General features: G+C 61.0%; 21 protein-coding genes. 13 read left to right on the top strand and 8 right to left on the bottom strand.

The annotated features are described in order from the left end of the window. The first annotated feature begins 8 nt into the window (after nucleotides 1-8). Nucleotides 9-806, top strand: a complete 798-nt coding sequence (locus tag AC3WLX_RS27195; protein ID WP_492338263.1) for a competence protein CoiA — start codon at nucleotides 9-11, stop codon at nucleotides 804-806. Between the two features lie 447 nt (nucleotides 807-1,253). Here AC3WLX_RS27195 and AC3WLX_RS27190 read toward each other — a convergent pair whose 3' ends face one another. The 3 genes from AC3WLX_RS27190 to AC3WLX_RS27180 form a co-directional block, all read right to left on the bottom strand. Beyond that, complete coding sequence (locus tag AC3WLX_RS27190; RefSeq protein WP_492338262.1) at nucleotides 1,254-1,436, bottom strand: hypothetical protein; 183 nt, start codon at nucleotides 1,434-1,436, stop codon at nucleotides 1,254-1,256. Nucleotides 1,437-1,556: 120 nt separating this feature from the next. After that, entirely contained in the window at nucleotides 1,557-2,087 is a 531-nt protein-coding gene (locus AC3WLX_RS27185; RefSeq protein WP_492338261.1) for a thermonuclease family protein, read from the bottom strand. Nucleotides 2,088-2,104: 17 nt separating this feature from the next. Next, entirely contained in the window at nucleotides 2,105-2,713 is a 609-nt protein-coding gene (locus AC3WLX_RS27180) for a hypothetical protein (protein ID WP_492338260.1), read from the bottom strand. Here AC3WLX_RS27180 and AC3WLX_RS27175 point away from each other — a divergent pair. The 5 genes from AC3WLX_RS27175 (at nucleotide 2,712) to AC3WLX_RS27155 (ending at nucleotide 10,431) form a co-directional block, all read left to right on the top strand. Next, complete coding sequence (locus AC3WLX_RS27175; protein WP_492338259.1) at nucleotides 2,712-2,918, top strand: hypothetical protein; 207 nt, start codon at nucleotides 2,712-2,714, stop codon at nucleotides 2,916-2,918. The genes AC3WLX_RS27180 and AC3WLX_RS27175 overlap by 2 nt on opposite strands. 14 nt (nucleotides 2,919-2,932) lie before the next feature. Continuing rightward, on the top strand, nucleotides 2,933-3,229 hold the full coding sequence (locus AC3WLX_RS27170; RefSeq protein WP_492338258.1) for a hypothetical protein: 297 nt from the start codon (nucleotides 2,933-2,935) through the stop codon (nucleotides 3,227-3,229). A gap of 21 nt (nucleotides 3,230-3,250) precedes the next feature. Continuing rightward, on the top strand, nucleotides 3,251-3,913 hold the full coding sequence (locus AC3WLX_RS27165) for an SOS response-associated peptidase (protein ID WP_492338257.1): 663 nt from the start codon (nucleotides 3,251-3,253) through the stop codon (nucleotides 3,911-3,913). A 279-nt stretch (nucleotides 3,914-4,192) separates the two neighbouring features. Beyond that, nucleotides 4,193-8,947, top strand: a complete 4,755-nt coding sequence (locus AC3WLX_RS27160) for an AAA domain-containing protein (RefSeq protein ID WP_492338256.1) — start codon at nucleotides 4,193-4,195, stop codon at nucleotides 8,945-8,947. Beyond that, nucleotides 8,944-10,431, top strand: coding sequence for a hypothetical protein (locus AC3WLX_RS27155; RefSeq protein ID WP_492338255.1), 1,488 nt, complete (start codon nucleotides 8,944-8,946; stop codon nucleotides 10,429-10,431). Before AC3WLX_RS27160 ends, AC3WLX_RS27155 begins: the two co-directional genes overlap by 4 nt. Nucleotides 10,432-10,678: 247 nt before the next feature. Here AC3WLX_RS27155 and AC3WLX_RS27150 read toward each other — a convergent pair whose 3' ends face one another. Both AC3WLX_RS27150 and AC3WLX_RS27145 read right to left on the bottom strand, forming a co-directional pair. Then, entirely contained in the window at nucleotides 10,679-11,539 is an 861-nt protein-coding gene (locus AC3WLX_RS27150; RefSeq protein WP_492338415.1) for an ImmA/IrrE family metallo-endopeptidase, read from the bottom strand. Between the two features lie 34 nt (nucleotides 11,540-11,573). Beyond that, on the bottom strand, nucleotides 11,574-11,969 hold the full coding sequence (locus tag AC3WLX_RS27145; protein ID WP_492338254.1) for a helix-turn-helix domain-containing protein: 396 nt from the start codon (nucleotides 11,967-11,969) through the stop codon (nucleotides 11,574-11,576). Between the two features lie 163 nt (nucleotides 11,970-12,132). Between AC3WLX_RS27145 and AC3WLX_RS27140 the strand changes: the two genes are divergently transcribed. Genes AC3WLX_RS27140 through AC3WLX_RS27110 form a run of 7 tightly spaced genes read left to right on the top strand, consistent with a single transcriptional unit; the run spans nucleotide 12,133 to nucleotide 18,712 of the window. Then, a complete protein-coding gene (locus tag AC3WLX_RS27140) occupies nucleotides 12,133-12,843 on the top strand; it encodes a multiubiquitin domain-containing protein (RefSeq protein ID WP_492338253.1) in 711 nt (236 codons plus the stop codon). Then, nucleotides 12,840-13,172 carry a hypothetical protein gene (locus AC3WLX_RS27135; protein ID WP_492338252.1) on the top strand — a complete coding sequence of 111 codons (333 nt, stop codon included), beginning with the start codon at nucleotides 12,840-12,842 and terminating at the stop codon, nucleotides 13,170-13,172. The genes AC3WLX_RS27140 and AC3WLX_RS27135 overlap by 4 nt, the downstream gene beginning before the upstream one ends. Continuing rightward, nucleotides 13,169-13,672 (top strand): hypothetical protein, encoded by a 504-nt coding sequence (locus AC3WLX_RS27130; protein WP_492338251.1) that lies wholly within the window; start codon nucleotides 13,169-13,171, stop codon nucleotides 13,670-13,672. The genes AC3WLX_RS27135 and AC3WLX_RS27130 overlap by 4 nt, the downstream gene beginning before the upstream one ends. Further along, nucleotides 13,669-14,565, top strand: a complete 897-nt coding sequence (locus AC3WLX_RS27125) for a HesA/MoeB/ThiF family protein (protein WP_492338250.1) — start codon at nucleotides 13,669-13,671, stop codon at nucleotides 14,563-14,565. The genes AC3WLX_RS27130 and AC3WLX_RS27125 overlap by 4 nt, the downstream gene beginning before the upstream one ends. Further along, complete coding sequence (locus AC3WLX_RS27120) at nucleotides 14,520-15,869, top strand: AAA family ATPase (protein ID WP_492338249.1); 1,350 nt, start codon at nucleotides 14,520-14,522, stop codon at nucleotides 15,867-15,869. Before AC3WLX_RS27125 ends, AC3WLX_RS27120 begins: the two co-directional genes overlap by 46 nt. Next, nucleotides 15,866-18,088, top strand: a complete 2,223-nt coding sequence (locus AC3WLX_RS27115) for a S8 family peptidase (protein WP_492338248.1) — start codon at nucleotides 15,866-15,868, stop codon at nucleotides 18,086-18,088. Before AC3WLX_RS27120 ends, AC3WLX_RS27115 begins: the two co-directional genes overlap by 4 nt. A gap of 30 nt (nucleotides 18,089-18,118) precedes the next feature. Beyond that, nucleotides 18,119-18,712, top strand: coding sequence for a hypothetical protein (locus tag AC3WLX_RS27110; protein WP_492338247.1), 594 nt, complete (start codon nucleotides 18,119-18,121; stop codon nucleotides 18,710-18,712). A 30-nt stretch (nucleotides 18,713-18,742) separates the two neighbouring features. Here AC3WLX_RS27110 and AC3WLX_RS27105 read toward each other — a convergent pair whose 3' ends face one another. The 3 genes from AC3WLX_RS27105 to AC3WLX_RS27095 all read right to left on the bottom strand — a co-directional run bounded on the left by AC3WLX_RS27105 (nucleotide 18,743) and on the right by AC3WLX_RS27095 (nucleotide 24,995). Continuing rightward, a complete protein-coding gene (locus AC3WLX_RS27105) occupies nucleotides 18,743-22,549 on the bottom strand; it encodes a hypothetical protein (protein WP_492338246.1) in 3,807 nt (1,268 codons plus the stop codon). 520 nt (nucleotides 22,550-23,069) lie between these two features. After that, nucleotides 23,070-23,906, bottom strand: a complete 837-nt coding sequence (locus tag AC3WLX_RS27100) for a hypothetical protein (protein ID WP_492338245.1) — start codon at nucleotides 23,904-23,906, stop codon at nucleotides 23,070-23,072. 66 nt (nucleotides 23,907-23,972) lie between these two features. Then, nucleotides 23,973-24,995, bottom strand: coding sequence for a hypothetical protein (locus tag AC3WLX_RS27095; protein WP_492338244.1), 1,023 nt, complete (start codon nucleotides 24,993-24,995; stop codon nucleotides 23,973-23,975). Nucleotides 24,996-25,129 lie beyond the last annotated feature (134 nt).

Raw genomic sequence — 25,129 nt, 5'->3', positions numbered from 1 at the left:
TATGAAACATGAGATTTGCACTCGCAAACGGGCAACGTGTTGAGGCCTTCCCCGGCGGAAGGGCGACGTGTCGCCGTTGTAATGGGGAAGTTATTGCCAAATGTGGCACGCACAGAGTTGCCCACTGGGCGCACCGCGGAATGCGGGATTGTGATGCGTGGACCGAAAAGGAAACCGACTGGCACCGCGCATGGAAAAACAACTTTCCGACCGAATGCCAGGAGTTCATCCAGCACGATGGGCAATCCGGGGAAAAACACATCGCTGATGTTCGTACCCCTCATGGCCTCGTGCTTGAGTTTCAGCATTCGCATCTCGACCCGCAAGAACGCACTAAACGCGAGCGCTTCTACGGAAACATGGTGTGGGTTGTCGATGGCACCCGCCTACAACGAGACTATCCACGGTTTAATAAGGGAAAGGACCATCTCAGGCGCACGCCTATTCAGGGATACTTCCTCCTCGCATTCCCTGACGAGTGCTTTCCTGCGATGTGGCTTGATAGTTCAGTACCCGTCATTTTTGATTTCCGGGGTGTGGATGAGAGCCAACCACCGGATGTGCTTAGAGATACGCTTTGGTGCCTGCTTCCAGGACGCGCAGAAGGAAGTGCTGTGGTTGTTGGAATGTCGCGCGAGCAATTTGTACAGGTGGCTCCAAGCCGTCCTCAGTTGCTTGAGGTTCAGGAGCTCCTAACGGGTTTTGTTCAATACATTGGAGGGCTACGCGGCGCGAATACGCCTATCCGACCGTTTTCAGGGATGCCTGGTGGAAGGGGCGCGCGGCGGCGATATGCGCGTTTTTGAACTGATCATGCTTTTGGGCCCTTCTCGGACCTCCTGCAATGTGCGCCTCCGCGCCGCTGTTGGGGGATAAGCGGACGTCCCGGATCAATGAGGATACGCCCTAGACCACGAAGAGATTCTTCGGCCGAAGCGCAGCGGAGGCAAGTGAGAAGGCAGCCGACGAAGGGGCAGTGATAGCGACGCGGGCATGAAATGCCCGCGGGCACCGAGGCGACTGCAGTCGCGAGACCGGTTAAGAAGGCACCCGCGTTCGGGGCAGTGATAGCGGCGCCGGCATGCAATGCCGGCGGCCCCTAACGCGAGTGCCTCCGGCGAGCGACACCGTATCGCGCAAGGGATCGAAGCCGGACGGCCGAGACGCGTTAGCGGCTCGGTTCACGAGAGCCCGGTCCGCGGCTAGCGGATGCGCACAAGCAGAATAACCCGCTTAGGCTTGAGTCAGAAAATTTAGATTTCCTCGCGCGCATTCGCCTGCGCGTCATAGATCCTGATCTGAAGCATGGGAAAACGCTTCTTCAGTTCTTCTCCGCCCGCCCTTGCGCCGTCTTTGGTTGCAAATTCAGCTTTGAGTCGACCGTCCACTTCAAGTGCGTAACCAGATGCCGGCAGTTCACGGTTAGTTGCAACCATTTTCTTCCTTTGTGAAGTGAGGCGGTTGGGATTGACGGGTTAGCGTGAGTCGCCCAAACCACGCCAGAGTCATCTGCGCGACTGTGGAAATGTGGATTGACGCATCGCATTGAAGTTCCATCAAGGATGGGCATTTGCGTCGTCCGAACAGTCGGATGGCTTCCCGCTCCCGCGAATGCAGGCACGATACAGCCACGGCTCGACGTAGCTGCCCTTCCAGATCCCTCGACCGGCGCGCTCAGCATCGCGTTGAGCCCCGTTGTATTGGCCTTTCGAGTATTGAGGCCAGTCCAGCGCAAGACCATTGCGCACGAGCCACTCGCCGAGATCAACGCCGTCGACAGAACAAGCCGCAATGGTGCGGCCATATTGGTCGAAGCTGAGCGGGACACAGTTGACGGGGCGCCGCGCAATGTAAGCGCTGAGGTCGTTTGCCGCCTGGGCACCACAGCGATATTGAGAACTGTCCTCGCCCCTGCATAACTGGCTGCTCTCCGGCGCGTCGATACCCCAAAGCCGGATGCGTGTTCCATGAATTTCCAGCGTGTCGCCATCAATGACGCTGGCCTGCCCCGCAACGCCGTCGGCCACCGCCGCGCTCGATAGCAGCAGGAGCATCAATACAAATACAAGGACTCGGGATTCGTTCATGGCGTTGGCTACATTGATTACCGCAGATCGCGCGGATTGGACTTTGGCCAGTTCTCAAGCGGTTTTAGTGCAGGCAGATTCTCTGGCCGCTCGGGATAGTGAAATTCGGTGCCGCGCAACCAGCGGCCCGAAAAGCGATCCCAGAAAAGGATCGCATCCATCTGCCAGGTGAACTCATAGACCCTCCAAACGCCGTCGCTCTCTATGACTTCGCCTGTTGCATTGAAGGGCAAACTGTTCAGCTTGCAGAGAGCGTAAATTTCATCCCAGTGCTCGCGGATATAACGGTCCTCAAGGGCGACGTGATAGGGCCGGTCGGAACGCCACCGCGGTCCGCCCCCACGCGGATAAAAGCCTTGGCGCGGCATCAGGAATTCGGGGATGCGCGCAATCGCCTTGCCGATGCGCCGCGCCTCGTCCGAAGAGAGCTTGCTGACCCCGAAACTGTAGCGCTGCGCATCATCGCGGCAATAAAGCCATGCCAAAGTCACGCCATTGGCGTCCTTGACGACGTAGCACTCCGAATTTTCCCGGATCAGGGTCCAAGGTGGCTTGAAACGACGGCTTGACTCCATGAGAACAAAATAAGAACATGATCCATCGACGGTCAACCTGGAACGGCGCATGTCCCCGGTCTCTCAGCCGAACGAAGGGGACGACGGGCTGGAGATCGCCGTCGATCAGGCGATCGCCGCTTGCGACGGCGATCTGCGTGCGACTGTTCGCGCGCTGATCGTCGCGAACAACCTATTGGAAGCGGAGATCGCGGAGTTGGAGAAGGCCGTATCGCACGCCTACACGCGCGGACGCTTTCGGACCTACACAGGATAAATGGCGAGGTATCGATGCAGCATCAGGGAAAGCTTTCGTTCATCACGGACGACCAGGCCGAGCAGATGGGAGCCGACATGGCGATCCAATTCATGCTCGCCACGCTTTTTCAGATCGTGTCGGAGATGGCGGATGACCCGCGAGGATTCCGCTCCGACGTTCACAAAGAACTCTCCGCTCTTGTGAAGACACACAACTTGCCGCCCCTCCCCGAAGATGTCGAGCGAAAGGTTCGAGCCGCAGCCGACAAGATACTCGACGGCATCATGATGAGATCGTTCGAACAAAACGCTGCCCGTCGGGTATCATGATGGCCGAGCGCGGACGCTGAAATGTGCAATCTGTATTCCATAACCACGAACCAGGCGGCAATCGCCGGCTTGTTCCGGCGCATGAACCGCTACGTTGGCAACCTGCCGCCGATGCCCGGCGTCTTTCCGGACTACCCGGCACCCGTGGTCCGCAACACCGGTGATACCGAAGAGATGGTGCTGATGCGTTGGGGCATGCCACCTCCACCGCGAACCGGCGGTCCGCCCGTGACGAATATTCGCAACACATCGTCTCCCCATTGGCGCGGCTGGCTAAAGCCGGAGAATCGCTGCGTTGTGCCCGCGAACAGCTTTGCCGAATACGCGCCCGAGGCAAATCCGGAAACCAAGAAGAAGGACGTCGTCTGGTTCGCGCTCGATGAAAGTCGGCCGCTGTTCTGCTTCGCCGGCATCTGGACTGAGTTCAAGGGAGATCGCGGTACCAAGTCGAAGCCGATCCCCGGGCCTCATTTGGTCTATGGTTTCTTGACGACGTCGCCGAACGCCATCGTCGCACCGATCCATTCGAAGGCGATGCCGGTGATCCTGACGACCGAGGAAGAACGCGACGTCTGGATGCGCGCTCCGTGGGACGAGGCGAAGGGGCTGCAGCGTCCGCTGCCCGACAACGCGCTGCAGATCGTCATGCGCGGCGTCGACAAGGAAGACAAGGCGGCGGCGTAGGCCGTTTTGGACCCGCGACATACGACTATCCGAACATGTCTCGACAATTCGCGCGCGGCACACTGTCGCGAACGCCTCGTTGCGCCGTGTGAGAAGCAAAGCCATCAGGAGCCGAATCGGCCGAAACCATGCAATAGAAGGGCTGGTGACGTCGCCCAAGTGGCATTATTGCTGAGCGACGCAACCTGAGGAAGCAACCGCGAAAAGGCCTGTCGTGTCGAGCGCCCGAGCGCATTCCGCCGGTACCGTTCGCGGTCGCGATAGCAAATTGGAACGTCGATGGAGATACACTTCTTTCTGCCTCAGGGTCCGCAACCCACGGAAATGGAGGGGTTGGCGGAGATGCGCAGCGCCCTTCCGCGACAATGGAAGGGTTTCGCAAATTTCGTGATGCGACAACGCGGTCGACGCGGCCAGGACCGCGAAATCGACGCCGTCGTCATAACAGCCGACCGGATCATCCTGATCGACCTGAAGCACATCCGCGGCCGGATCGAAAACCGCGGCGGTTTCTGGCACCGCGGCGCGGACAATCTCGGACCCTCGCCCGCACATAAGATTCGCGAAAACGCGAAGATGCTCGCCTCGCTGATCAGGTCCGAAGTCCATCAGATTCCGGCCGTCCCGCCCGTGGAAAGTATCGTCGTCCTCACCCATCCGGATTGCGATCCGAGCGGACTCGACTCGGTAGAACTCGACCGAACCGTGAAACTAGTGGATTTCCTGAAGATCTCCCGCGAGCAAGCGTTCCGAAGCCTCTTCACGACGCATTCGAGGTACGGCGCGTCCGACCCGATCTGCTCAGGGCAGCTCGGCACCATCCTCCAGAAGTTCTTCCGCAACGGAAAGCTATTCGAGCCCAGGAAGACGCGCTTCCACGGCTTCGTTCCTGTGGGCGATCCGGAGTTCAAACACGCATTGTTCGAGGAGTTCGGCTGCCATCAACCCGAAGATCCGAACTATACGGGACTGCTCAGGTTGTGGGACTTCACCGTCGAAAGCGAATTCCTCGTCGAAGGAGCCAGGCGGCCCGTGGCGGAGCGGGAGCGTGCCGTGCTCGGCCACATCCGCGTGCAGGATCCCGCCCTGTACGAGAACTACGTGCTCAGATCGATCCACTTCGATTCCGAGTATACGCTGAGATATTCGGAGATATTCGACCGGTTGCCGGACCTTGAAAGGCTCAACAGATTCCAAGGACCGCTCAAGGACCTCGCGTTCGAGCGGCGGGTCGAGTTGGCGCGGCTGTTCCTCGACAGGATAGCGAGCCTGCACCGCATTCGGGTCGCTCACCGCGACCTCGACCGGCACTCGGTCTGGATCGACGAGCGCCGAAGCAAGGTCGTCATATCCGGATTCGGCGCCGCGCATTTCCCCGACCGCAAGTCGATCGGGGGAACGCGCTCGAAACTCTTGGCGAGCGGATTCCGGGTGCCCGAAGACGTAGGGGAGAGTTCGGCCGGCACACCCTTTCAGCAGGACGTGTTCCTCGCCGGGGCGCTCGTCTGGACGCTTCTGTCGGGAGAACGCCTTCAGTCCATGGATCGCGTACCGGTCTGGACGTCCGGGACAATGAAGGATCTGGACATACCGGACGCCTTCAGAAGCTGGTTCGACCGCTGCCTGAAGATTGACGCGCGCGAGCGCTACGAAAACGGCGTCGAAGCCGCCGACGCGTTCGCCGAGCTTGTACGCAAGACGGAAAAGGCCTCTCTCGAGAAGCAACTGGACTCCTATCGGCGCGATGTCGACCCGATTTCGGACTACGAGCCGATCGAATGGATCAGCAAGAAGCCGTATCGAATCTACAAGGCGAAACGGGAGGACGACGATCTTTTCGTCAAGAGCTGGCCAGAGCGCGTTCTGGGCGAGCGTCGGAAGTCCGCGGCTCGCTTGATAGAATTCTTCGCAAAGGCCAACGCGCTTCGGCGCATCGACGCCGATTGGCTTCCCCGGACCGACGTCGCGTGCCTCTGCACCGATGGCCTACTGCTCGTGCAGCAGTGGATCGAAGGCGAACGTCTCTCCGAATGCAGAACTTCCGATTGGTCACCGGACGCCCTTCGGCGTTTCGTGGGAGCCCTTGTCGATGCGGTAGACGAACTGCACAAGCTCGACCTCACGCACGGCGACCTGTCGCCGAAAAACATCATCGTATCTCTGGACGGCGCAGTGCCGCGGCCGATCCTCGTCGATGTCGTCGACTTCACGAACGACGAGGAAGGGACAAGAACGCCCGCCTATTGTCCTCCGGAAGACAACGACCTGCGAACGCGAGACCGTTTCGCAGTCGGACAGATCGCCTCGGAGCTCGCCGAGGCCTGCAGCGACGAGGAGACTAAAGCGCTTTTCGCGCTGGGCATCTCGAAATGCGCCGAAGGAGCCGCTCCCTGGCTGTCCCTGAAAAGTCTCAAGGAAACGATCGTCTTCCGCCGACGTCGGCCGCCCAACGCGAGACTCGAACTCGAAGTCGAGATGCAGAGGGTCGGCTTCGAGGGCGCCATGCTGTCGGACAACGGCGTGTTTCACATCATAAAGCCGAAGAAGGCTCCGAACTCGATCGAGATCTTCGGATTCGACCAGCGGCTTATCGTCGACTTTGATCCCGCCGACCAGAAGCCGTTCGAGGCTGTCGCGACCAAGATCGGCATGAGAGAAGCCGCGTGGGCTCAGGGGCATCGTATATTCTCTTTCGAGGGATCCGTCACGGTACGCCGGACGCGGGCGACCAGATTCGCCGGGTTTGACGAACTGCCGGCTCTGATCGCGGCGCACTTGAGCGCCATCTCCGTCCCCAAAGATGTCACCCCCGTCGAGCCGGCCGAAGCGGCGGCGAGCGCGCCCGAACCCGAGCAGCCGCCTCGCCGCGGGTTTCCCGTCACGGATTTCTGGCTGGGAACAATCGTTGTCGAAGAGGAGATCAGCCCTGAGGTCACGCTCGCTTCGGAGCCGAGATACGACGAAGAGGAACGCACGCTGTACCTCGTCGCCGAAGACAACATTCCGGACGTCGACCCCAGCGACGGGCAAGCCGTCGGCGTCAAGTGGAACGGCTACAAACTCGGCGATCTGGACACCGAACGAACGCAGGGAACGACCGTCGTCGTCAGAAACGTCCGCAGCGCGCGCGGCCTGCAGCGAGGCGACGTCCTGAAAATTCCCGACGATCTGGTCAGCTTTCAACGCCGCTCGCGCGCGGTGTCGCGGATTCTCGACGGCAAGTCGACGATCGCCAACCTGATCCGGTACTTCGATCCCAACAGCGAAATGACCCCGCAGAAGTACGGTCCCGAGGTCCGCGACGAAGAGCTGACGCCGTACGGACTCAATCCCGACCAGAACGAAGCGTTCAAGCATCTCTGGAAGCACGGTCCCCTCGGATTGCTTCAGGGACCGCCGGGTACGGGCAAGACGACCTTCATCGCAGCCTTCGTCCACTACGCTCTCACGCAGTCGCGGTTGAACAGCGTTCTCGTCCTCTCCCAATCGCACGAGGCGGTGAACAATGCCGCCGAAAAGATCCTTGAGATAGCCTCGAAGCTGGGCGGAAACATCGACCTTCTTCGCGTAGGTCAGCACTCGAAGATTTCGCCGATGCTGCACAAATTCCATGCGCGTGCGATCCAGGACCGCTATCGCGAACTGTTCCGTGCCGCCGTGAAGGAACGGGTGGCACCGCCGGCGAGCCGCTTGGGGCTCGACAGAGATTACGTCGAAGAGGCGATAGAGGTCGAGAACACGCTGGGATCCTTGCTGCGCCAGATCGAGTTCTGCCAGCAGGACATCGCGACCTCCCGCGACCAGGACACGGTGGCGGCAGCTCGCGAGCGCGCAGAACAGCTGATGGAAGCATGGACGGTCGCAGCCGAAGAGTACGCCGTCCCAGTGAACGGAGATCCTCGCGGAGCCCTCGAGGAGGTCCGCGCCAGTCTGGCCGAGAGGCACTCCGTGCACGATCTCGACGCGCGTCGGAGACTTCTGCGCATCCACGGCTTGGCGATGGAATGGGGCGCCACGCTCGGAATGCGCGGGCGGAGTCTCGAGGAGCTATTCGCGAGAAGCAGAAATCTCATCAGCGGAACGTGCGTCGGAATCGGACGGCAGGGAATCCAGATCGACAAGAACGTGTTCGATCTGGTCATCATCGACGAAGCGGCGCGCTGTACGCCGGGAGAACTTGCGGTCGGGATGCAGTCGGGACGACGCGTTCTCCTGGTGGGCGACCACAAGCAGCTTCCGCCGCTCTACGGTCACGAACTGATGGAAGCGCTCGGCGAACGGCTGAACGTCGCATCCAGGAAAGAACTTCGTCGAAGCGACTTCGAGCGTGCATTTCATTCCAAGTACGGCTCGTCCGTCGCCCGCACCCTGAAGAGACAATATCGGATGGCGCCGAAAATCGGGAAGCTGGTGGCCAAAACCTTCTATCCCGGTCAGGATCTGACGACCGGACGGGGAGACCCGCCGGACTACTACCGGCTGCTCCCACGTCCCTTGGACGATGAACTCGTCTGGATCGACACCGGCTTCTCCAAGTCCACCAGGCGAGAGAGCGAATCCGGCAACAGCTTCGTGAACAGGCGGGAAGCCGCCGCAGTCGTGTCGTGTCTGAGAACGATCGCAGGTTCCGCCGAATTTCTCGAAGCCGCCAAGAGCGACCTGAAGGAGGACGAACCCCTGGTCGGCGTCATCTGCATGTATGCGCCGCAGGTCGGTCTGGTCGAGGAGATGCTCATCACCTCGGGCCTGGCGCCCGAATTCAGGAAGCTGGTGAAGGTAGGGACGGTCGACAGCTATCAGGGAAAGGAAAACCAGATCATCATCCTGTCGTTGGTACGAAGCAATCCGGAGCGCAGCATGGGCTTCGTGCGCGCGGCGAACCGGATAAATGTCGCGTTGTCCCGCGCGATGGAGCGGCTGGTCATCATCGGGTCGGTCCGCATGTTTGACCGGAAGGGAAACTCGCTCGCATCCGTCGTAAACGAGTTGAGGGACGCCGGTCGAATCACGTCGATCGGAGGAGAAGGGCGATGACGTCGGAAGCACCCAAACACATCGACATCGACGTGGTGACCTACGCGGTCCGTTGCCAGAAATTCAGGATCGCGGCGCTCGTGATGAAGCGAACGTCGATCCCGCTCGCTACCGAATACGCCACACGATTGGTGCATCTGATTCCGGGCATCCGGTTGGACGACATGCTCGCGTTCTTCGACTTCGACCCGTCGGAGTCCAAGATACTTCTTCAAGACGTCTTGAGCACAGGGCTCGTCGAGGAACGCAACGGGCAGCTACATCTGTCGCAGCGAGGATGGAAGTCGCTGTCGCCCGAATCCGACAGGTTGGATCTGTTCGAGCTGGAAGAGATCAATACGACGGTCGCATTCGAGCTTGCGGCCCTCACTCCGGTGGAGGAAAGCTCCCTGAACGCGAGGGAAGCAAAGGTCATCGAAGAGCTCAGGCTACCAGACCGCGAGAGGGCGGCATCCGCCGGGGCCGACGCCGCGGACGCGTTCGACCTGCACTTTCAGGAGTGGCGCGCCACCCAGGCCAGACGTCGTTGGCTCGACGAGGACGCACGCCTGACGTCGATCGAGGACATTCAGCCCATCGCCGCCACGACGGCCGTCGTCCAAATCCCGATCCGTTGGCGGCCAGCGGACGAATCGGGAGCCTCGCCCGACTTCTCCGAACTTTCCAACCGGGGCCGGCCGGGCTCCAGGAGCCCCCTGATCTCCGCGATCAGCGAGCAGATGAAATCCGTCGTGGCCCCTTCTGACCACCAAGACGCATTCGAATTGGTGGATCGGATCGACGGAGGACTTCTGCGCCGCGGAGGAGTGAGGTCTTCGGTCGAGCGCGAACCATGGGTCAGCGCCGCCGCGACGGCCGAAGGACAGATATTGAAGGGGATCGGAGCTCCCGGTCTCAAACTGGTCGGGTCCGTCGCGTCCGACAAACTTCGCGCCGCTGTACTCGACTGGACGCAGGCTGCGGCGAACACATCGTCGACGACCCGCACGCCGGTGTTCTGGTTGCCCCCCGCTGTCTCTTCGTGGGGAAGGAACGTTCCGTTCGTGAACCTCGCTCGGGATCTTTCGAGGAAAAATCAGATCGACGACGGGACCGTGTTGCTTGCGAGGTCGGGCAGCGACTACGAGCGAAAGGGCTGGACCAGACTCTACGGGCACGCCAATCGGCAGCCCGCGCTGTTCGACCGCTGTCTAGCCGTACCCCCAAAGGAGCTTCCATCCGCTCTGGAGATCATCCTTAAGCCCGGAAGCTGGGTTGCCGTTCTCATCCATTCGCCCGACATCGCGTCCGGCTACCCATTTCCGTTCGGATACATTACCTCCGACGCCAAGATAGTCGCCGACTACAGGCTGTGCATAGCGGAGCTCGCCGCCAAGGCCGACGGTACCGCAGCGGTCATGTGGACGAAACCCGACGAAGATGCACACCGAGCCCTTAGTTCGGTCGACGCGGCGCTCGACATCAGCGTCGCCGCCCCCGATTGAGATCGCGGGCACTTGCACACTGCACAGACCTGCACTCGAGCGCACCGGTGATTGTCAGAACGCGGGTCTACCATCTCAATGATGGCCACACGGAGGTTGATGAATACGCGCACAGCAAGTTTGTAGGCATTTACTCGGACCGGTTGGCCGCGCAACCACTGGAAGCGCAAGTGGGGATGGTTTGGGGCGGTTACCTGATCGATGAGATTATCGCGGGCCGTCAACGTGACACGGATTGACCGCGCGGCTAGGTGAAGACGCTCGGCGCCAATGCTTTCACCGGGTAAACCAAGAGCAAGACGTTAAACGTGGTGTCGAAAGCCTCTGCCAGACATTCGTGCGCCTGGCCATTGCGGTCGGTAATCGAAATCGAGGTCGCCTTGGTCATCTTGCGCCCGATAGGCAGGACCCGTCCGAGAGAATGATTGCGCGTGATGACTGTCTCCGTCGGTTGTCCAAAATGCAACGCGAAGGATGGCGAGACCTCAATGCGGCGCACGTCGGCCTGTGCGCCGGTCTCGGGGTGGTAAGTGATCGGCTCCAAAATATAGACGGCGCAGGCGCGATGATTGGTGCGCGCAAATTCGCGGCAGGCGGCGTAGATCGACGCGCCAAACACGCGCGCCAGCTTCATCGGGGATTTGATGGTGAGTGGATGGTCGGCGGCCATGTCCCGATAGGCATCCCCCTGGAACATCACGAAGCGGGCGAAATTATTCGCCTCGCGCTCGAACAGGTCGGAGATGTCGGGGTCGAGCATCTTCTCGCAGTCCTGAAAGATGCGGAACATCTTGCGGTGTGTCGGCAACTCGATATGACCGGCTTCGTGCAGCTTCAGGAAATTCTGCTTCGACTGGTGCACATTGTGGTCGATATGGATGATGCCTTCGTCGGCGTCGCAAATGCCGAACACCTTGGAGATAGCCGACTTGATGACGGCCGCGGTGCGCTCGGCCTTGCCGACCAGGTACTCCATGATACGCCGTGGGTCGAAGGCGCTCGCGGTCGCCACCTTGATGTTGCCAGCGGCCAGGATGTCCGCAATCGGAGTCGGATAAACGCCCCATCCCGATGCTCGGTCGAGAGCGCGCCGTGCAGCGTGCTGCACGGCGCGCAATTCACTGGGGTCAAGACTACTGTCGTCAGCTCGAACCACTTGGTTTCTTCCTGCTTCGCAGATAGCCGAGGAACTCGATCAGCCTGGCCTCTTCCTCGGCAGTCAAATTGTGTTCGGCAAAGGTCGCGACGCGGCCGTGCCGCTCCTGCGGAGCCTTTCGCGAGCGCGTCGGCGCAACAAAGCCTGCACGCTCCATCAGGTTCTCGTAGGGGATCCCGTAGAGCTCCGCGAGCGCATGCAGAATGTTCGGGCTCGGCCGCTTGATCTGATCGGTCTCGATCTGACTCAGATATGCGTTCGACACCACCTTGTCCGTCGCCTTCTCCACCTCGCGCAGCGAGAGCCCGCGATCGTTACGAATTGAGGCCAGATATTGACCGAGCGTGAGCTTGACCTCGGGCTCATCGCCGTCGTCTGCCATGATCTCCTCCTCAAAAACTATTGATTCATCTAATGATTTAGGCGAACTCGCTAGGAATGTCAAGCGCGCTCAGCGTATGCTTGACATTCTTAGCACGCTACCCTATCTAAGCACCATAAGCCCGGCGCGGTGCCGGGTCTAGGGACCAAGAAGGGTTAAAACCATGGAAAATCTTAATGCGGGCGGTGAAGGCCGCGAGGTCGATCACAATGGCCAGGGCGTGCGCGCTGCCGGCCCGGATGGGCAGTTCTTCACCTCAGTGAACGGCGAGACCGTGACGTTCGGCACCCCCGAACAGCGCGGCGAGCACATCCTCGACAAGGCCGGTTTCAAGCCGCCCGGGGACTACGCCCTGATCCAGCTGCTCGGCCACAGCAGCCGCTCGATCGGCCTTGATGACACGGTCGACCTGCGGGCGGCAGGCACCGAGGTGTTCCGCGCCTTCAAGAGCGACCGAATCTACCGCTTTACGCTCAACGGCCACGGTTACGAGTGGGGCGCGGCCAAGGTGCCGGAGACGGAGCTGCGCGTCATCGGCCACGTGCCGGACGGCGAGGTGTTGGTGCTCGACCGCGACGGTGGCGATGTCGAACTGCACCCCGGCGATGTGCTGGATCTCGGCCACGGCGGTACCGAGCACCTGCACACCGAGAAGCGCCTGATCACGGTGTTCTTCGAGAACGAGCCGCGCGAGATCCCGCGTGGCACCTACACGACCGAGCAGCTGAAGAAGCTTTTCGGGGTGCAGGACGGCTACATCCTCGAGTTCATCAATGAGGAGGGTCATCTCACGCCGCTGAAGCCGGGCCAGAAGGTCCGGGTGAAGGAAGGCATGAAGTTCTTCGAACAGGTGCCGTGCGGGGCTTCCTCGTGAGCGATCCGGCGAAGGAGTTCGCGGGCCTCAAGGCCATGCATGGCGGCGCCGTCCTCCTGACGGAGGGCGGCCAGCCGGTGGTCTTGCTGCCCGCCTTCAGCTTCACCGCAGGCGGACAGGTCCAGACCATGGACCTGCTGCTCGTGCCGTTTAACCACTCCGGCTACGTCACGCGGCTGTTCTTCGAGCGGCAAATCGCCGGGCGTGGCGCAAATTGGAAGCAGCTGCGCGTGGTCGAGCGCAACTGGTGGGCGCCATCGTGGAACCACGTGCCGGCCTCGATGAAATGGACGCAGATGCTGCTGGCACATTTGAGGGCTGTCGAATGAACATCCGCTTCAAGATCACCAGCGCCTTGCTCGGCACCATCCGTGCCGACCTCCGGCGCCCGCATCCCTTCGCGCATGAGCGCGTTGGCTTCATCTCTGCCGGGTTGGCGGCGGCGCACGACGAGCTGCTGATCCTGGCGCGCGACTACACGCCCTTGCGCGACGACGAGTACCTGCGCGCCGCGGGCGTTGGCGCGATGATGGGCGACCAGGCGATCCGGAGCGCGCGGCAGCGGGCGATGGACAGCCGCGCCGCGATCTTCCACGTGCACACCCATGGCGGTCACGGAATCCCGGGTTTCAGCGGCGTCGACAATCGCGAGAACGCCAAGTTCGTCCCCAACTTCGTCTCGGTCGCGCCGCAGTGCGTGCATGGCGCGATCGTCCTCAGCAACACCGCCGCGTTTGGGCAGGTGTGGATCGGCCGTGCCGCATCGCAGCCGTTCATCACCCAATTCAACGAAATCGGCATGCCGATACGTAACTGGAGGGCCGCATGAGCCGCCTTGATCGCCAGAGTTTCCTCGGTCCTGACAGCGACGCCATCTTGCAGGCCGCCACGATCGGCGTCATCGGCCTCGGCGGCGGCGGCTCGCACCTGGTGCAGCAGGCGGCCCATTTGGGCGTCGGCGGGTATGTCCCCGCGGACCCGCAGTGGATTGAGGACACCAACACCAATCGCCTGATCGGCGGCACGCTGGCCGACGTGGCCGACCGCCGGCCCAAGGTTGAAATCGCCGAGCGCATGATCCGCAGTTTGAACCCGCATGCGCGGATCATCCCTGTGCAGGACGACTGGATCTCGGCCGTCGACGACCTCAAACTGTGCGATGTCATCATCGGCGCGGTCGATGACATGCGGGAGCGCGAGCAGCTTGAACGCTTCGCGCGGCGTCACCTGATCCCCTACATCGATATCGGGATGGATGTTCACGATCTCGGCAAGCAGGGATATCTGGTTAGCGGCCAGGTCATCCTGTCGATGCCCGGATGCCCCTGCATGCGCTGCTGCGGCTTCATCACCGACGAACGCCTGGAACAGGAAGCCAAGCGCTATGGCGCCGCCGGCGCGCGGCCGCAGGTCGTGTGGTCGAACGGCGTGCTGGCCTCGACGGCGATCGGCTTGCTGACACAGATTCTCACCCCGTGGTATCGCGAGCCGCCGGGCTTCGTCTATCTGGACTATGACGGCAACAAGGGCACCGTGACGCCGAACAAACGCATGGCGCTGCTCAAGCATCACGTGTGCCCGCACCATCCCGCGGCGGAGACTGGCGATCCGCTGTTCGATGTGCGCAAGCAGGAGTTCACCCCTAGGCCGCAGCCGGTGACGGCGCCGAAACTCGCATGGTGGCGCCGGGCATGGAATCAGTTGCGGGCGCGCGCCGGATGATCCGCGCTCCGGCGCCAATTCCCGAATATTCGTCCATGTCCAATGCATTGAATATACACGTTAAATATCGCATGTGGACGAACTTTGAAACAATCTTTGAAAAATCGTCCACGCCGTCCTACGGTGGGCCCCCCGCCCTCTTGGTAATGACCGTGGACATGACCCAGCCCAATAAGAAGACTGAAATCGAGGCTGACCTTCTGCAGCTCGCTCGCATCGCCCTTTCCGGACGGACACAAGACGTCCAAGTTATCCTGCGCCGCTTTGCAAAGCGTTACTCACCGTCGCTTCCCCATGTTTCCGACGCCCTGACGGCGCTGCTGCAAGAATTGCCGACACAGGCATCGCCGCTGCGGCAGGCGGATGTTCCGCTTCCCGTCGACCTGGACTCACGGCTTCATCTTCTGCGCGTCGAGACCGAGCCCGTGCTCGATCACGAGCCGATCTTCGCGGCCAAGGTGACCGAAGCGCTAACGCAGATCATCGCGGAACGCCGCCAACCACAGAAGCTCATGCGCGCCGGCCTGGATCCGACGCGGGCGGCGCTCTTTCTTGGACCTCCGGGTGTCGGAAAGACCATGGCGGCCCGGTGGCTTGCGCGCGAGCTCGGGCGGCCGCTACTGATCCTCGACCTTGCCGCGGTGATGAGCAGCTTGCTCGGCCGCACGGGCGGCAATCTCCGCCAAGTGCTCGAATACGCCAAGACGATGGACTGCGTTTTGCTCCTGGACGAGCTCGATGCTATCGCGAAACGCCGCGATGACCATGGTGAGATTGGCGAACTCAAGCGGCTCGTCACGGTCCTTATCCAGCAGATCGACGATTGGCCGCCATCCGGCGTGTTGCTGGCCGCGACCAACCACCCCGGCTTGCTCGATCCGGCTATTTGGCGGCGCTTTGAGCTGCATATGGAATTTCCGCTGCCAGATCGCGCCGCCATCACGCGGTTCATTGAGGGCATGCTCGCGCCGCACTTTGCCGCCGTGCGCGAGTGGAGCGGATTGCTTGGCGTCGCCTTCGCTGGGCGCTCCTTCAGCGACATCGAGCGCGACCTGTCGGTTTCGCGACGGAACGCCGTGCTCGAAGATATCCCGCTTGAGGAGCAGTTCGGTCGCTTGCTGGCAAATGGCGCGATCGCAAAAAGCAGGCGTATCGAGATGGCAACCGAACTGGTCGAGCAGGGTTTGGCGTCGCAACGCAAGGCGCGGGAATTGACCGGCGTTGCGCGCGACACCATCCGCCGTCGAACGATGCCGGCTAAGAGAAAGACCACGCGCTGGCCGAACGGAAAGGACACCTCATGAGCAAGCGGAACTTCCTGATCGGCAAGGGCGAGCGCCTCGTCGATGACGTTATCGGGGTCCGCGGCGGCGGGCCCAAGAGCCACCCTTACACCTTCACACAGGCGCGGGAGCGCATCGCGCCGATGCTCGCGCGCGTCGTTCGCAGCATCGATCATCTGCCGGACAACGCTTGCCCGGGTGACCGCGCCGTCGCGACCATCACCCTCAATCCCGAATACATCGCGAAGTCGTATTTTCCCGAAAAGTTGCTCGACACGCTCGGGCTTGAAACGGTCGGCAGCCGCCCGCGGCGCATAAAGCCCGAGCGGCGCTCGAAAGGGCGGGAGCCCGAGGAAGCCATCACCACCGAGTTGTTTGTCATGGGCCCGCGACCGGCGTTTCGCGCGTGGCGGTCGTCGTTGCCAAATTGGGAGGAGGACCTCAGTGGTGCGGATGAGCTTTCGACGATCGAGCAAGTAACCGCGCCGTCGGCGCACGACAAGATCAAGGGCCGGTTGCCCAAAGCAGGCAAAGTCGTTTTCGAAGCGGTACTTCACGGCGACGCGGGCAGTGGATCGAACGGCGTGGTTCCGATGTTCCGCGAATATCTGGAAGAAATCGGCGTTCGGCAGGATCTGGAACGAAAGTTCTCGGCTGGCGGCCTTTGCTTCGTCGAACTGGAAGCACCGGCTGATCTCGCCGATGACATCGCGACCTTCTCACCACTCCGTGCGCTGCGGCAGATGCCGACCTTGCGCATGCTTCGGCCGACGTTCAGGTCGTCGCGGGTGTCGATGGCGGACACGGTGTTTCCGATGAAGGCCCCCGTCGACCCAAAAATCCGCGCCGCGATTTTTGACGGCGGAATCCCGAAGGGCCATGCGCTTACCAAATGGGCGACGGTCATTGAGCCGCCGGGCATCGGTAAGACGATCCCGGACTTTCTGCAGCACGGCGTCGGCGTGACATCTGCGTTCCTGTTTGGCCACATCGATCCCGCCAAGTCACTCGGCAAGCCTTATGCGGCTGTCGACCATTACCGGGTGTTGGACACGGCCCCGGGTCAGAACCCGCATGAGCTGTATGAAGTTCTGGGACGCATCGATCAGGTCTTGGTCGACAAACACTATGACCTTATCAATCTCAGCATCGGGCCGCGGCTGCCGATCGAGGACGACGACGTCCATGCCTGGACCGCCGTCCTCGATGATCGTTTATCCAAGGGCACCACGCTCGCGACCATCGCGGTGGGCAACGACGGCGACAGCCCCGCGAAAGACAAGCTCAACCGGATTCAGGTGCCGGCCGATTGCGTCAACGCGCTGGCCGTGGGCGCGTGCGATAGTCCAGAGTCTCCGTGGCAGCGCTGCACCTATAGCTCAGTGGGACCCGGCCGCAGCCCCGGTCTCGTAAAGCCGGATTTCTTGGAGTTCGGCGGAACCCTTAAGCGGCCGTTTATCGTGGTCAGCGAGTCGGCCAAGGGCGGCCTTGAGGCAACCGAGGGTACGTCCTTTTCGTCCCCCTCGGTGCTGCGCCTTGCCGCCGGCGTCCGCGCGCATTTCGGCGCGAATCTCAGCATGCTTGCCATCCGCGCTCTGCTGATCCACACTGCTGAAGGCAGCGATTTTGCGTGTGAAGATGTCGGCCGCGGGCGCGTTGCCCGCTCGGTGCAGGACATCGTGCTGTGCGACGATGATGCGATTCGCGTCGTCTACCAGGGAGAGATCGCCCCCACGCGCTATATTCGCGCGCCTATTCCCGTTCCGTCGATGACCATTCCCGGCAAGGTCACGATCACGGCAACGTTGTGCTATCCGACCGGCGTTGATCCTCATCATCCGGGCAACTATACGCGTGCCGGTCTCGAGCCAACGTTTCGTCCGCACGATCAGAAGCGCAAGAAACCCGAGCAAGTGCACGCCGACAGCAAGGGCTTCTTCGGCAAGACGCAGAGCGGCTTGATGGAGGATGAGCTGCGACGCGACGCATGGAAGTGGGAGAATTGCCTGCACACCAGCATTGGGATTATGGGCAAGAACCTGCGGAATCCCGTGCTCGACATCCACTACAACGCGCGCCTTGGCGGGAAGAACTTCGCACCGGACGAGAAATTGCCGTACGCGCTGGTCATCAGCGTGCAAGCAAAGCAACTCAACGACCTGTACGACCGGGTCATCCGCAAATACGCGGGGCGGTTGGAAGCACTGCGGCCGGTCGTCGAGATTCCCGTCACGGTGTAGACGTAAAGCCGTAGCCAAAGAGCGCGGAATATGAGCGATCCTCAAATTGATTCGTTCGTTGTCGACGTCGACCGGTTGCCGGCGGATTTCCCAACCGGGCGCCATGATGGCGCGTTCTGGGAAGCTCTGGGACGCGCCGTCGCTACCTTCGGGTTTCTTGAGGAAGTTTTGGGAAGAGCGATCTTCGCGTTCACGGCAACCCGTCAATTTTCTCTCGATCAGATTGAAGCCGAGTACGCCAGTTGGCTGCCAACTTTGGAAAGGGCCCTGGTTGACGCGCTTGGGAGCCTGATCGATTCCTATGGCCGGCATGCGCGTGCACATCAGAACGCGCCTGAACATCTCGACGATCTATTAGGCAAACTCCGCGAGGCGGCCGTCTGGCGAAATACGATTTGTCATGGATCGTGGAGGGCTCCTGATCAGCATGGACGTTCGCTCCCGTTCTATGTCGACAGGAAGCGCGGGGTCTTCGAGACCCCGGTCGACATTGCCATGCTGAAGCAATTGCAACGACACGTCGCCGAGCTGGCCTGCGCAGTTGTGAGCACCGTAACGCAGATGGGCTATCAATTTCCGGGATCAAATGGCGCGGGCAAACCGATCATGACCGGCACTACGTGATGCCTTCATGTTCCGCGTTCGAGGCGGCCCTCATTCGAAGCGCCCGCTCTGCGCTCGGTCTTCCTCCAGCTCGTCGCGCCGCTCTCTTTCAACCCGCTCGGCCAAATCCGCGCGGGTAGCGCGAACCGCCGCGACGAGCGCTGGATTACTTCCAATCGCCAATTTATCGAGGAGTTGAACACGCGATTCGAACTTCGATGCAACCGATCCGCTGAAACTGGTGGGCCAGAGGCGCGCGCCAATAACCCTGAACACCGCCACAGGGTCAGGCGCGCGCTCCAATAGCGTCTTGGCAATGGGTTGCCACTCATGCGGCGTCTGATCGTTTGGCCGCGAGAACAGCAATGCGACGTTGGACGCAAACGGATACCTCATGCTGGGGTCGGCATCGCACCATTCAAGCAAGGCTTCATCTGGTACGACGCGCGACGGATTTTGCCGGTGACGCATTGTTTCCTGGACAAGATCGATGCTCTTTTGGCGGTCCTTGTCACTTCCTGCGGCAAGCTCGTCCAACGTCGCCGCCGGCTGTGTCTCGAATAGGCCCCTCAAAAGATCGTCCTGCTCCCACGCATGAACATCGTATTTTCCGATCGCTGCCTTCAAATCACGCACCATTTTGCGCGCGACCGGCGCGCCTTCCGGCCCGATCAAGCAGGCCACAGCGACAACGCCGAGCTTGTAGTCGTCGTGGTCGGCCCTGTTCTCGCGCCGTGTAAATTGATAATCGGCCAGTAGCCGGCGCCCTGCTTCAACCGTCTCAGGCAACGGCTTCCGCTTTGCCGTTCCGTCCGAATGCAGCCGCATGGAAAGTATCTCAAGCGCGACGCGATTGCCGTCCTGCTTTGCTCCAATCGCCAACATGAGATCGCGAAAGGCTGGGCCCGAAATCGGCTCGCAAACCCCGCCATAGACCAAGTCGAAAAACCGACCGATGGAGGCCTTACCAAGCTCCAATGCACGGTGAAGCCGCTTGACGCCCGCTTCGTCGATAGTGACGGCGGTTTGCAGTGTCGGGAACCACGCGCCCATCGTTTGGTCGTCGATAGCCTCATCCAGCAGCGCGTTCGCTTCCGCGCTATCCCGTGTTTCAAGCCCACTGAGGAAACCGAGGAGAAGCTGAATATTGGCTTTATCTTGCTTGGCAACCTCGCCGACGAGTTGGCCCCACAATGCATGGGGGTCTTTCGCCCCAAGCGCCAGGCCGCGGCCGAATTCACCCAGTTTGCCGGAGCCGCGGATAAGCTCCGGCAGGAGCGCCGCGAGGGCTCCTGCATCGCGCGCGACCTCCTTTCCAAGCTCCTCCACAGCAACCGTCGCGCGCTTTCGACGCTCGGTGGCGGATACGACCTCATCGTCGTCGTCAAAGTCGTCCAGATCGAGGCTTCCGCTCTGATCGCCAAGGACGATACCCCGCACGCTGTTCACCAAGTCTTTCGGCCGAAGCCATTCCTCCAGCTCAGTAAGGCGTTTTAGGCCTTCGCTCTTGAGGCTGCTTCCGTCGTAATTCCGCGTCTGCCGCGCGGCAACCCAGCCATCGCGCCAAAACCCGCTTCCCGCGATGGCCTTGGCAATGCGCTCCAACGCGTCATACCTGCTGCCATGCGTCCAGAGGCCACGGAATTTGCGGGCGATGGTCTTGCGTACGCGTGCCGTCACGGCGCTGTCGCCAAGCGCAAATGGCTCCGCGAAATTCAAGACCTCTTCAAACCAGCGGCCAACATCCGAGCCATATTTCGGCCAATAGCCGTAATCGCGCGAGCGCGCGCCGAACTCGAATGATCGGTACGGCATGAAATGGTCAGACTTCATCATGGCTTCAAGGGCCTTGATGCCAAGATGCTGCTCAAAGGCCTTGTTCGATTTCAATAGCCGTTCCAGCACTTTCAACCGCATCGCGAGCGGCGCATGGGTTCCTGAAAATGCGATATAGAAGAGGGACGTCGTGGCTTTTACAGCCTCGCCCTCAACGCTTTCCTCATCAAGAACGCTGGCGAATTTGCACAGCAGGGTGACGGCGCGCTCGAACAGCGCCGCATCGTAGGCGAGGGAATGCAGCAGGCGGATAAAGTGCCCTCCCCGCAAAAGCGTCTCTTTGTCAGCGTCCCCAAACACATTCTCCAGCGCCGCGAGCGTTGCTTCGGGGAGCACGGGCGCGACGTTTTCGAACATCGCGCGGCCCAGCTCGTTAAAGTCCAGGACATCGGCGAGGAGGCCGTCCTTCGTAAGCCATCCTTGCACAATCGCTTGCGCTTCTTTGCTTCCATCGAGATAGCCGAGGCGCCGTGAGAAAGAACGCAGCAGGCGTTCCGACGACCCGCGAACGATGGCCGCCTCGATAACGGCATAGGGAATGTTCTGCAACGCCATGGCCGCGAGCCGATTGGCGATGGCATGGGGGAGAACCGCGCGCCATTGGCGGCGCTGTTGCAGGAGATCCCGCCGTTTCAATTCGGCGGCAGCGGTGAAAACCTCCTGGGCAGTTTTTCCGATCAGGCCTCCCAGCACCGGCAGTTCAGCGTTTTCGCCAGTCAATGCCTCGCCTTCGAATGAATAGACGAGGGAACACGCCTCCGCGATTTGCAGCAATCCTGCATCATGCCCATGGCGTTGCTGGAAGAGCCGCGTGAACAGCTCCGTGTTGGTAAGTCCGGAAACCGTCTCGGATTTCTTCACTGTGCCAGCAAGGGCAAGGGCAATGCGCGCATTCCCACCGGAAAACTCCGCAATCGTGCCTGCATCGACCTGCGACAAATCTGGAAAACGCCCTCGCACCAGCTTTTCGATAAGAGGCAGCGAAGATGTCTCCAGCGAAAAGACATCCGTGCCTTCGGGTTGGTCCTCGCGGATGTCGTACTCAACCGTGATGACGCTAATCGTCGAGCCCGCTGCGTTTGCAACGTCGGCGAGCTGCTTGTGCGTCTCCGGAGGGCAATTATCAATCACGAGGATTGCACGGGTACCGGATGCGACCAGGTCAGAAGCGAGCCCCTTCGGCTGAGGATCGGGTTCATCGGCCGTATCCGTATAGATGGCGAGCGAGGGGTCGATGGCGTTGACCCCGATCGCGCTGTCAAACAAGGCCTCAACCAACCGCGTCTTACCAACACCTGACAAGCCGACTAGCCGCACAACCTGCCCTGGACTTCTCAGCGCGTCCCGAATGCGGTTGATGCCGTCAACGGAAGACAGCCCATCGCCATCATCCTTGCGACCAGTCTTTATGCGCGCCTTGTCATCCAGCAGGTAGGTCTTGTCTGCGCCGGCCGGCACATGGGACCAAGCGCCATAGGCGCGCCAACCTGGCACGGACTTGCCGATCCGCGAGCGCACCCACGGTATCAGGCCGGCGTGGTCACGTACCCAGCTCGCAACGCGATTGCGATCGTAGAAATCGAGATGAAGCTTGCCGCCATCCGCGCACCCCCTGACAGCTTCCGCCATCGCATCGCGCCTGCCGGTGAGCGCCGAATCAGCCGTGGAGCCGCTGGAACTCACAATGATGTAGGCACCTGACGCTGCCGCCAGCTCCTCAATTACGGATCGCAGCACCCCTTTCGGCTTCATCTCCTTGGCAACTTCCGAGGGCGGCATATCAGGCTTCTTCACCTGAAAGCCGGTCGCCGCCCTTGGGATGAAACCTTCGATCTTCGCCCCTTCTGGCAGAGACACCCGAACATCCAGCCCGCCATCCTTGGCGGTCTGGTTGCCACCCCACGTCACAGCGGAGACCGGCAAGCCGCGGCGGCGCAGCTCAGCCTCGCAGAGAAGGCCGATCAGCGTCCGCAAATCTTCGTCATCGAGCGCAGCAATGTCGTCGCGCGTTATCTCAAACATAGGCCATCACCATCGCCGAGGCTAACGCGCAGCGTTCTCGCGCACAGAAGCCTCGCGCCGACCAAAGAACGCTCAAAAACGCCAAACCGCCAGCGCCGCAAGAAGGATCAACACCGCGGCCAGAATTCCCAAGACGCCTTCAGCATTGAGCTTGATGCCCCAAAAACGTACCTGAAGCTTAGGTTCGCGCATTATGCAGCTCTCCATTCAATCTGTCTGGGAACTGCATCTCGGGGGATTTCTTTTTGTCTTCACTTTTGCAGATGTCGTCAGCCACTATCGCGCCGGCCGAGCCCTCGGCTCGTTCAATCGGCCTTTAAGGTCCTTTGAAGCATCTTTGAAGATTGCGCCCTGCACCCGTCCCGTCATGAGAGCCGGCGGATCGACCAAAACACCAAGGTGATTCGCGAGCTCGGCCGAATCGGGGCGGCAAGTTGCCCTTCCCAACGCACTTCGCTCGTTCAACGCGGCCTGCCAAGGCCTATAGGAAACTTGCGCCCACATGCTTAGGCGATGCCCATCAGCCGATCCGTCCGTCCGGCAGGATGAAATGAGCCCGCACCGCCGTGACGCGCTCGAAGTCCTGCTCCATGATGGCTTCCGAGATCACGCCGACGAGACGCCAGCCCCACACGCCGTTCTTATAGACGGGCTGCAACATGGGACCGCCAGAAACGCCGCCAAGATCATACCCCACCTTCGGTAGGCCGAGCCCCCGAACGTCGACCCAGTATTCGCGGGCAAAGCGGCAGCCGAGCTGATAGTCAGTGAAATCCGTGAGCGGCGTCATCGCGCTGTGCAGGCCAAAGGAAAACTCCATCGGCGCTATTTCAATGCGTTCGCAGCCAGGAAATCCGCCGAAGAAGACCGCTTCTCGCAGCTCGGGCGGGGGCGGCCACGCCGCATCGGCACCGGGCACGACCTTCTTGCCAATTTGCGCGATCTCCTCCGGGGTGATGCGGAAGGTGGCAATGTCGATCTTCTTGTCGCGGCCCCAGGCGATAACCCGTTCCTCGGGATTGAATCCGACATTCCCAATCTGAACTCCACGAACGCGGCGCGACGCGCGATCACTCACGAATTGTTCAAAGACATGCCCTGCCGTGACCGCGAAGGGCCCCTTGCCACAATCGAGGAAAAACATCGAGCCTTGCCGGTATTCCAGCGGCGTTGGCTTTTCTCTTTCCTGGGTGCTCCACAACAGCCACGCGACGTGAGCGCAGCCGTCATCGTGCAGCGACCGCGAGAAATTGCGTACCGGGAGCGACTGCTTCTCCATGTCACTGAGCGCATTAAGCCAATCCGGGCTATACGGAACGAGGCCAACCGGACCGGATATCGGGTCTGAATCGATCATGCGGTCAGTAAACGGCGGCGCGGTGCGTACGGGAAGCGAAATTTGCCGCCGCTTCGCCGGTAGGCGTTAGCCGACGACTTGGGGTTCGGGAAGATACCGCTCGTCGAATTCGGCCAGCGCGTCCATCGGATCGATTGGGTCACCCCAGACCGCCTGCCGATCGGACGCGGGCTTCGCCCAGAAGGCTGCGAGCGCGGTCTTACTCGTAAAGTGCGGCCATAGTGCATCGTTCAGGACGATCCGCGCCAGCGTCGTTCGCGCGATATGCTCGACGACTGCCTCCTTCTTGATGAGATCGACCTGCACTGGCCGCGTCAGCGGGTCGAGATAACGGTCCTCGTGCAGATGCTCGACTGCGCTGCTGACCTCGTAGATCTCCCCCATGAGATCGTGATGGCTTGGCCCAATGAAGAGCTCGCTGCGGCTCTTGAACTGCTTCGCAGATTTTCCGGGGTCGCAGAGAATGACGCCATCGATGCACCGTGCATACTGATGGATGCGTTCGAGGTTGTCCTGTTCAGTCCGCGTCTGGATATAGAGCTGGAGTACGCGGTTGAACCGCCACCGGTTGCTGCCTCGCCGCGTCGCCGCCAGACGCTCCAGCCGCTCAGCAATCGCCGCCGCCTCGCGCAAGTTCGCAGACGTCACGTCGGGATAGGGACGGAAGTCGTTGGCTATAGGAACGTCAAGGTCCTGTATCTGGCGCAGGCCCACTTCGCCATCGCGGCACGAGCCCGACAGGACGACCGGCTTATGCGCCGTCGAAAACGTGCTGCTAAGCAGCAATCCGCAATAGAAACCCCAGACGCACCTGTTAAGCTGAATGTTTTCGCCGTCCAAGACATCCGGCGTCCCGGATTTGATCTTGGCTGCGACGAAGAGATCGCAGGCCTCGACTTCCTCCACACGAATGCTGCCCAGCCATTCGCGCCACTCATCCGGAACCTTGAAGTCGTTCCCGCCGATGATCTGGAAGTTGGGAGATAAATCGAGCTTCGCAATATCCGGATCAGTGACCTTCACGCTCAAGCCAAGAAGCGCGTACTTCTCGCCATCCAGGATCCAGTTCTGCGCCTGTTTCTGATTCATTACAGAAATAGACAGCACCCTCAGCGAACGAATCAAGCGGCTTGGAGGTGGTTGCAGGCTAAAGTCCTGCTGCTCGCTAAGGCGTTACCATGACTTTCTAACAAAGTCCCTGCCTTCTTCTGTCCGGGGATGAC

It is taken from the genome of Bradyrhizobium sp. FW305-F6 (assembly GCF_058782905.1).
Note: the sequence above shows the minus strand (reverse complement) of the source record. Positions and strands in the feature narration are given on the sequence as shown.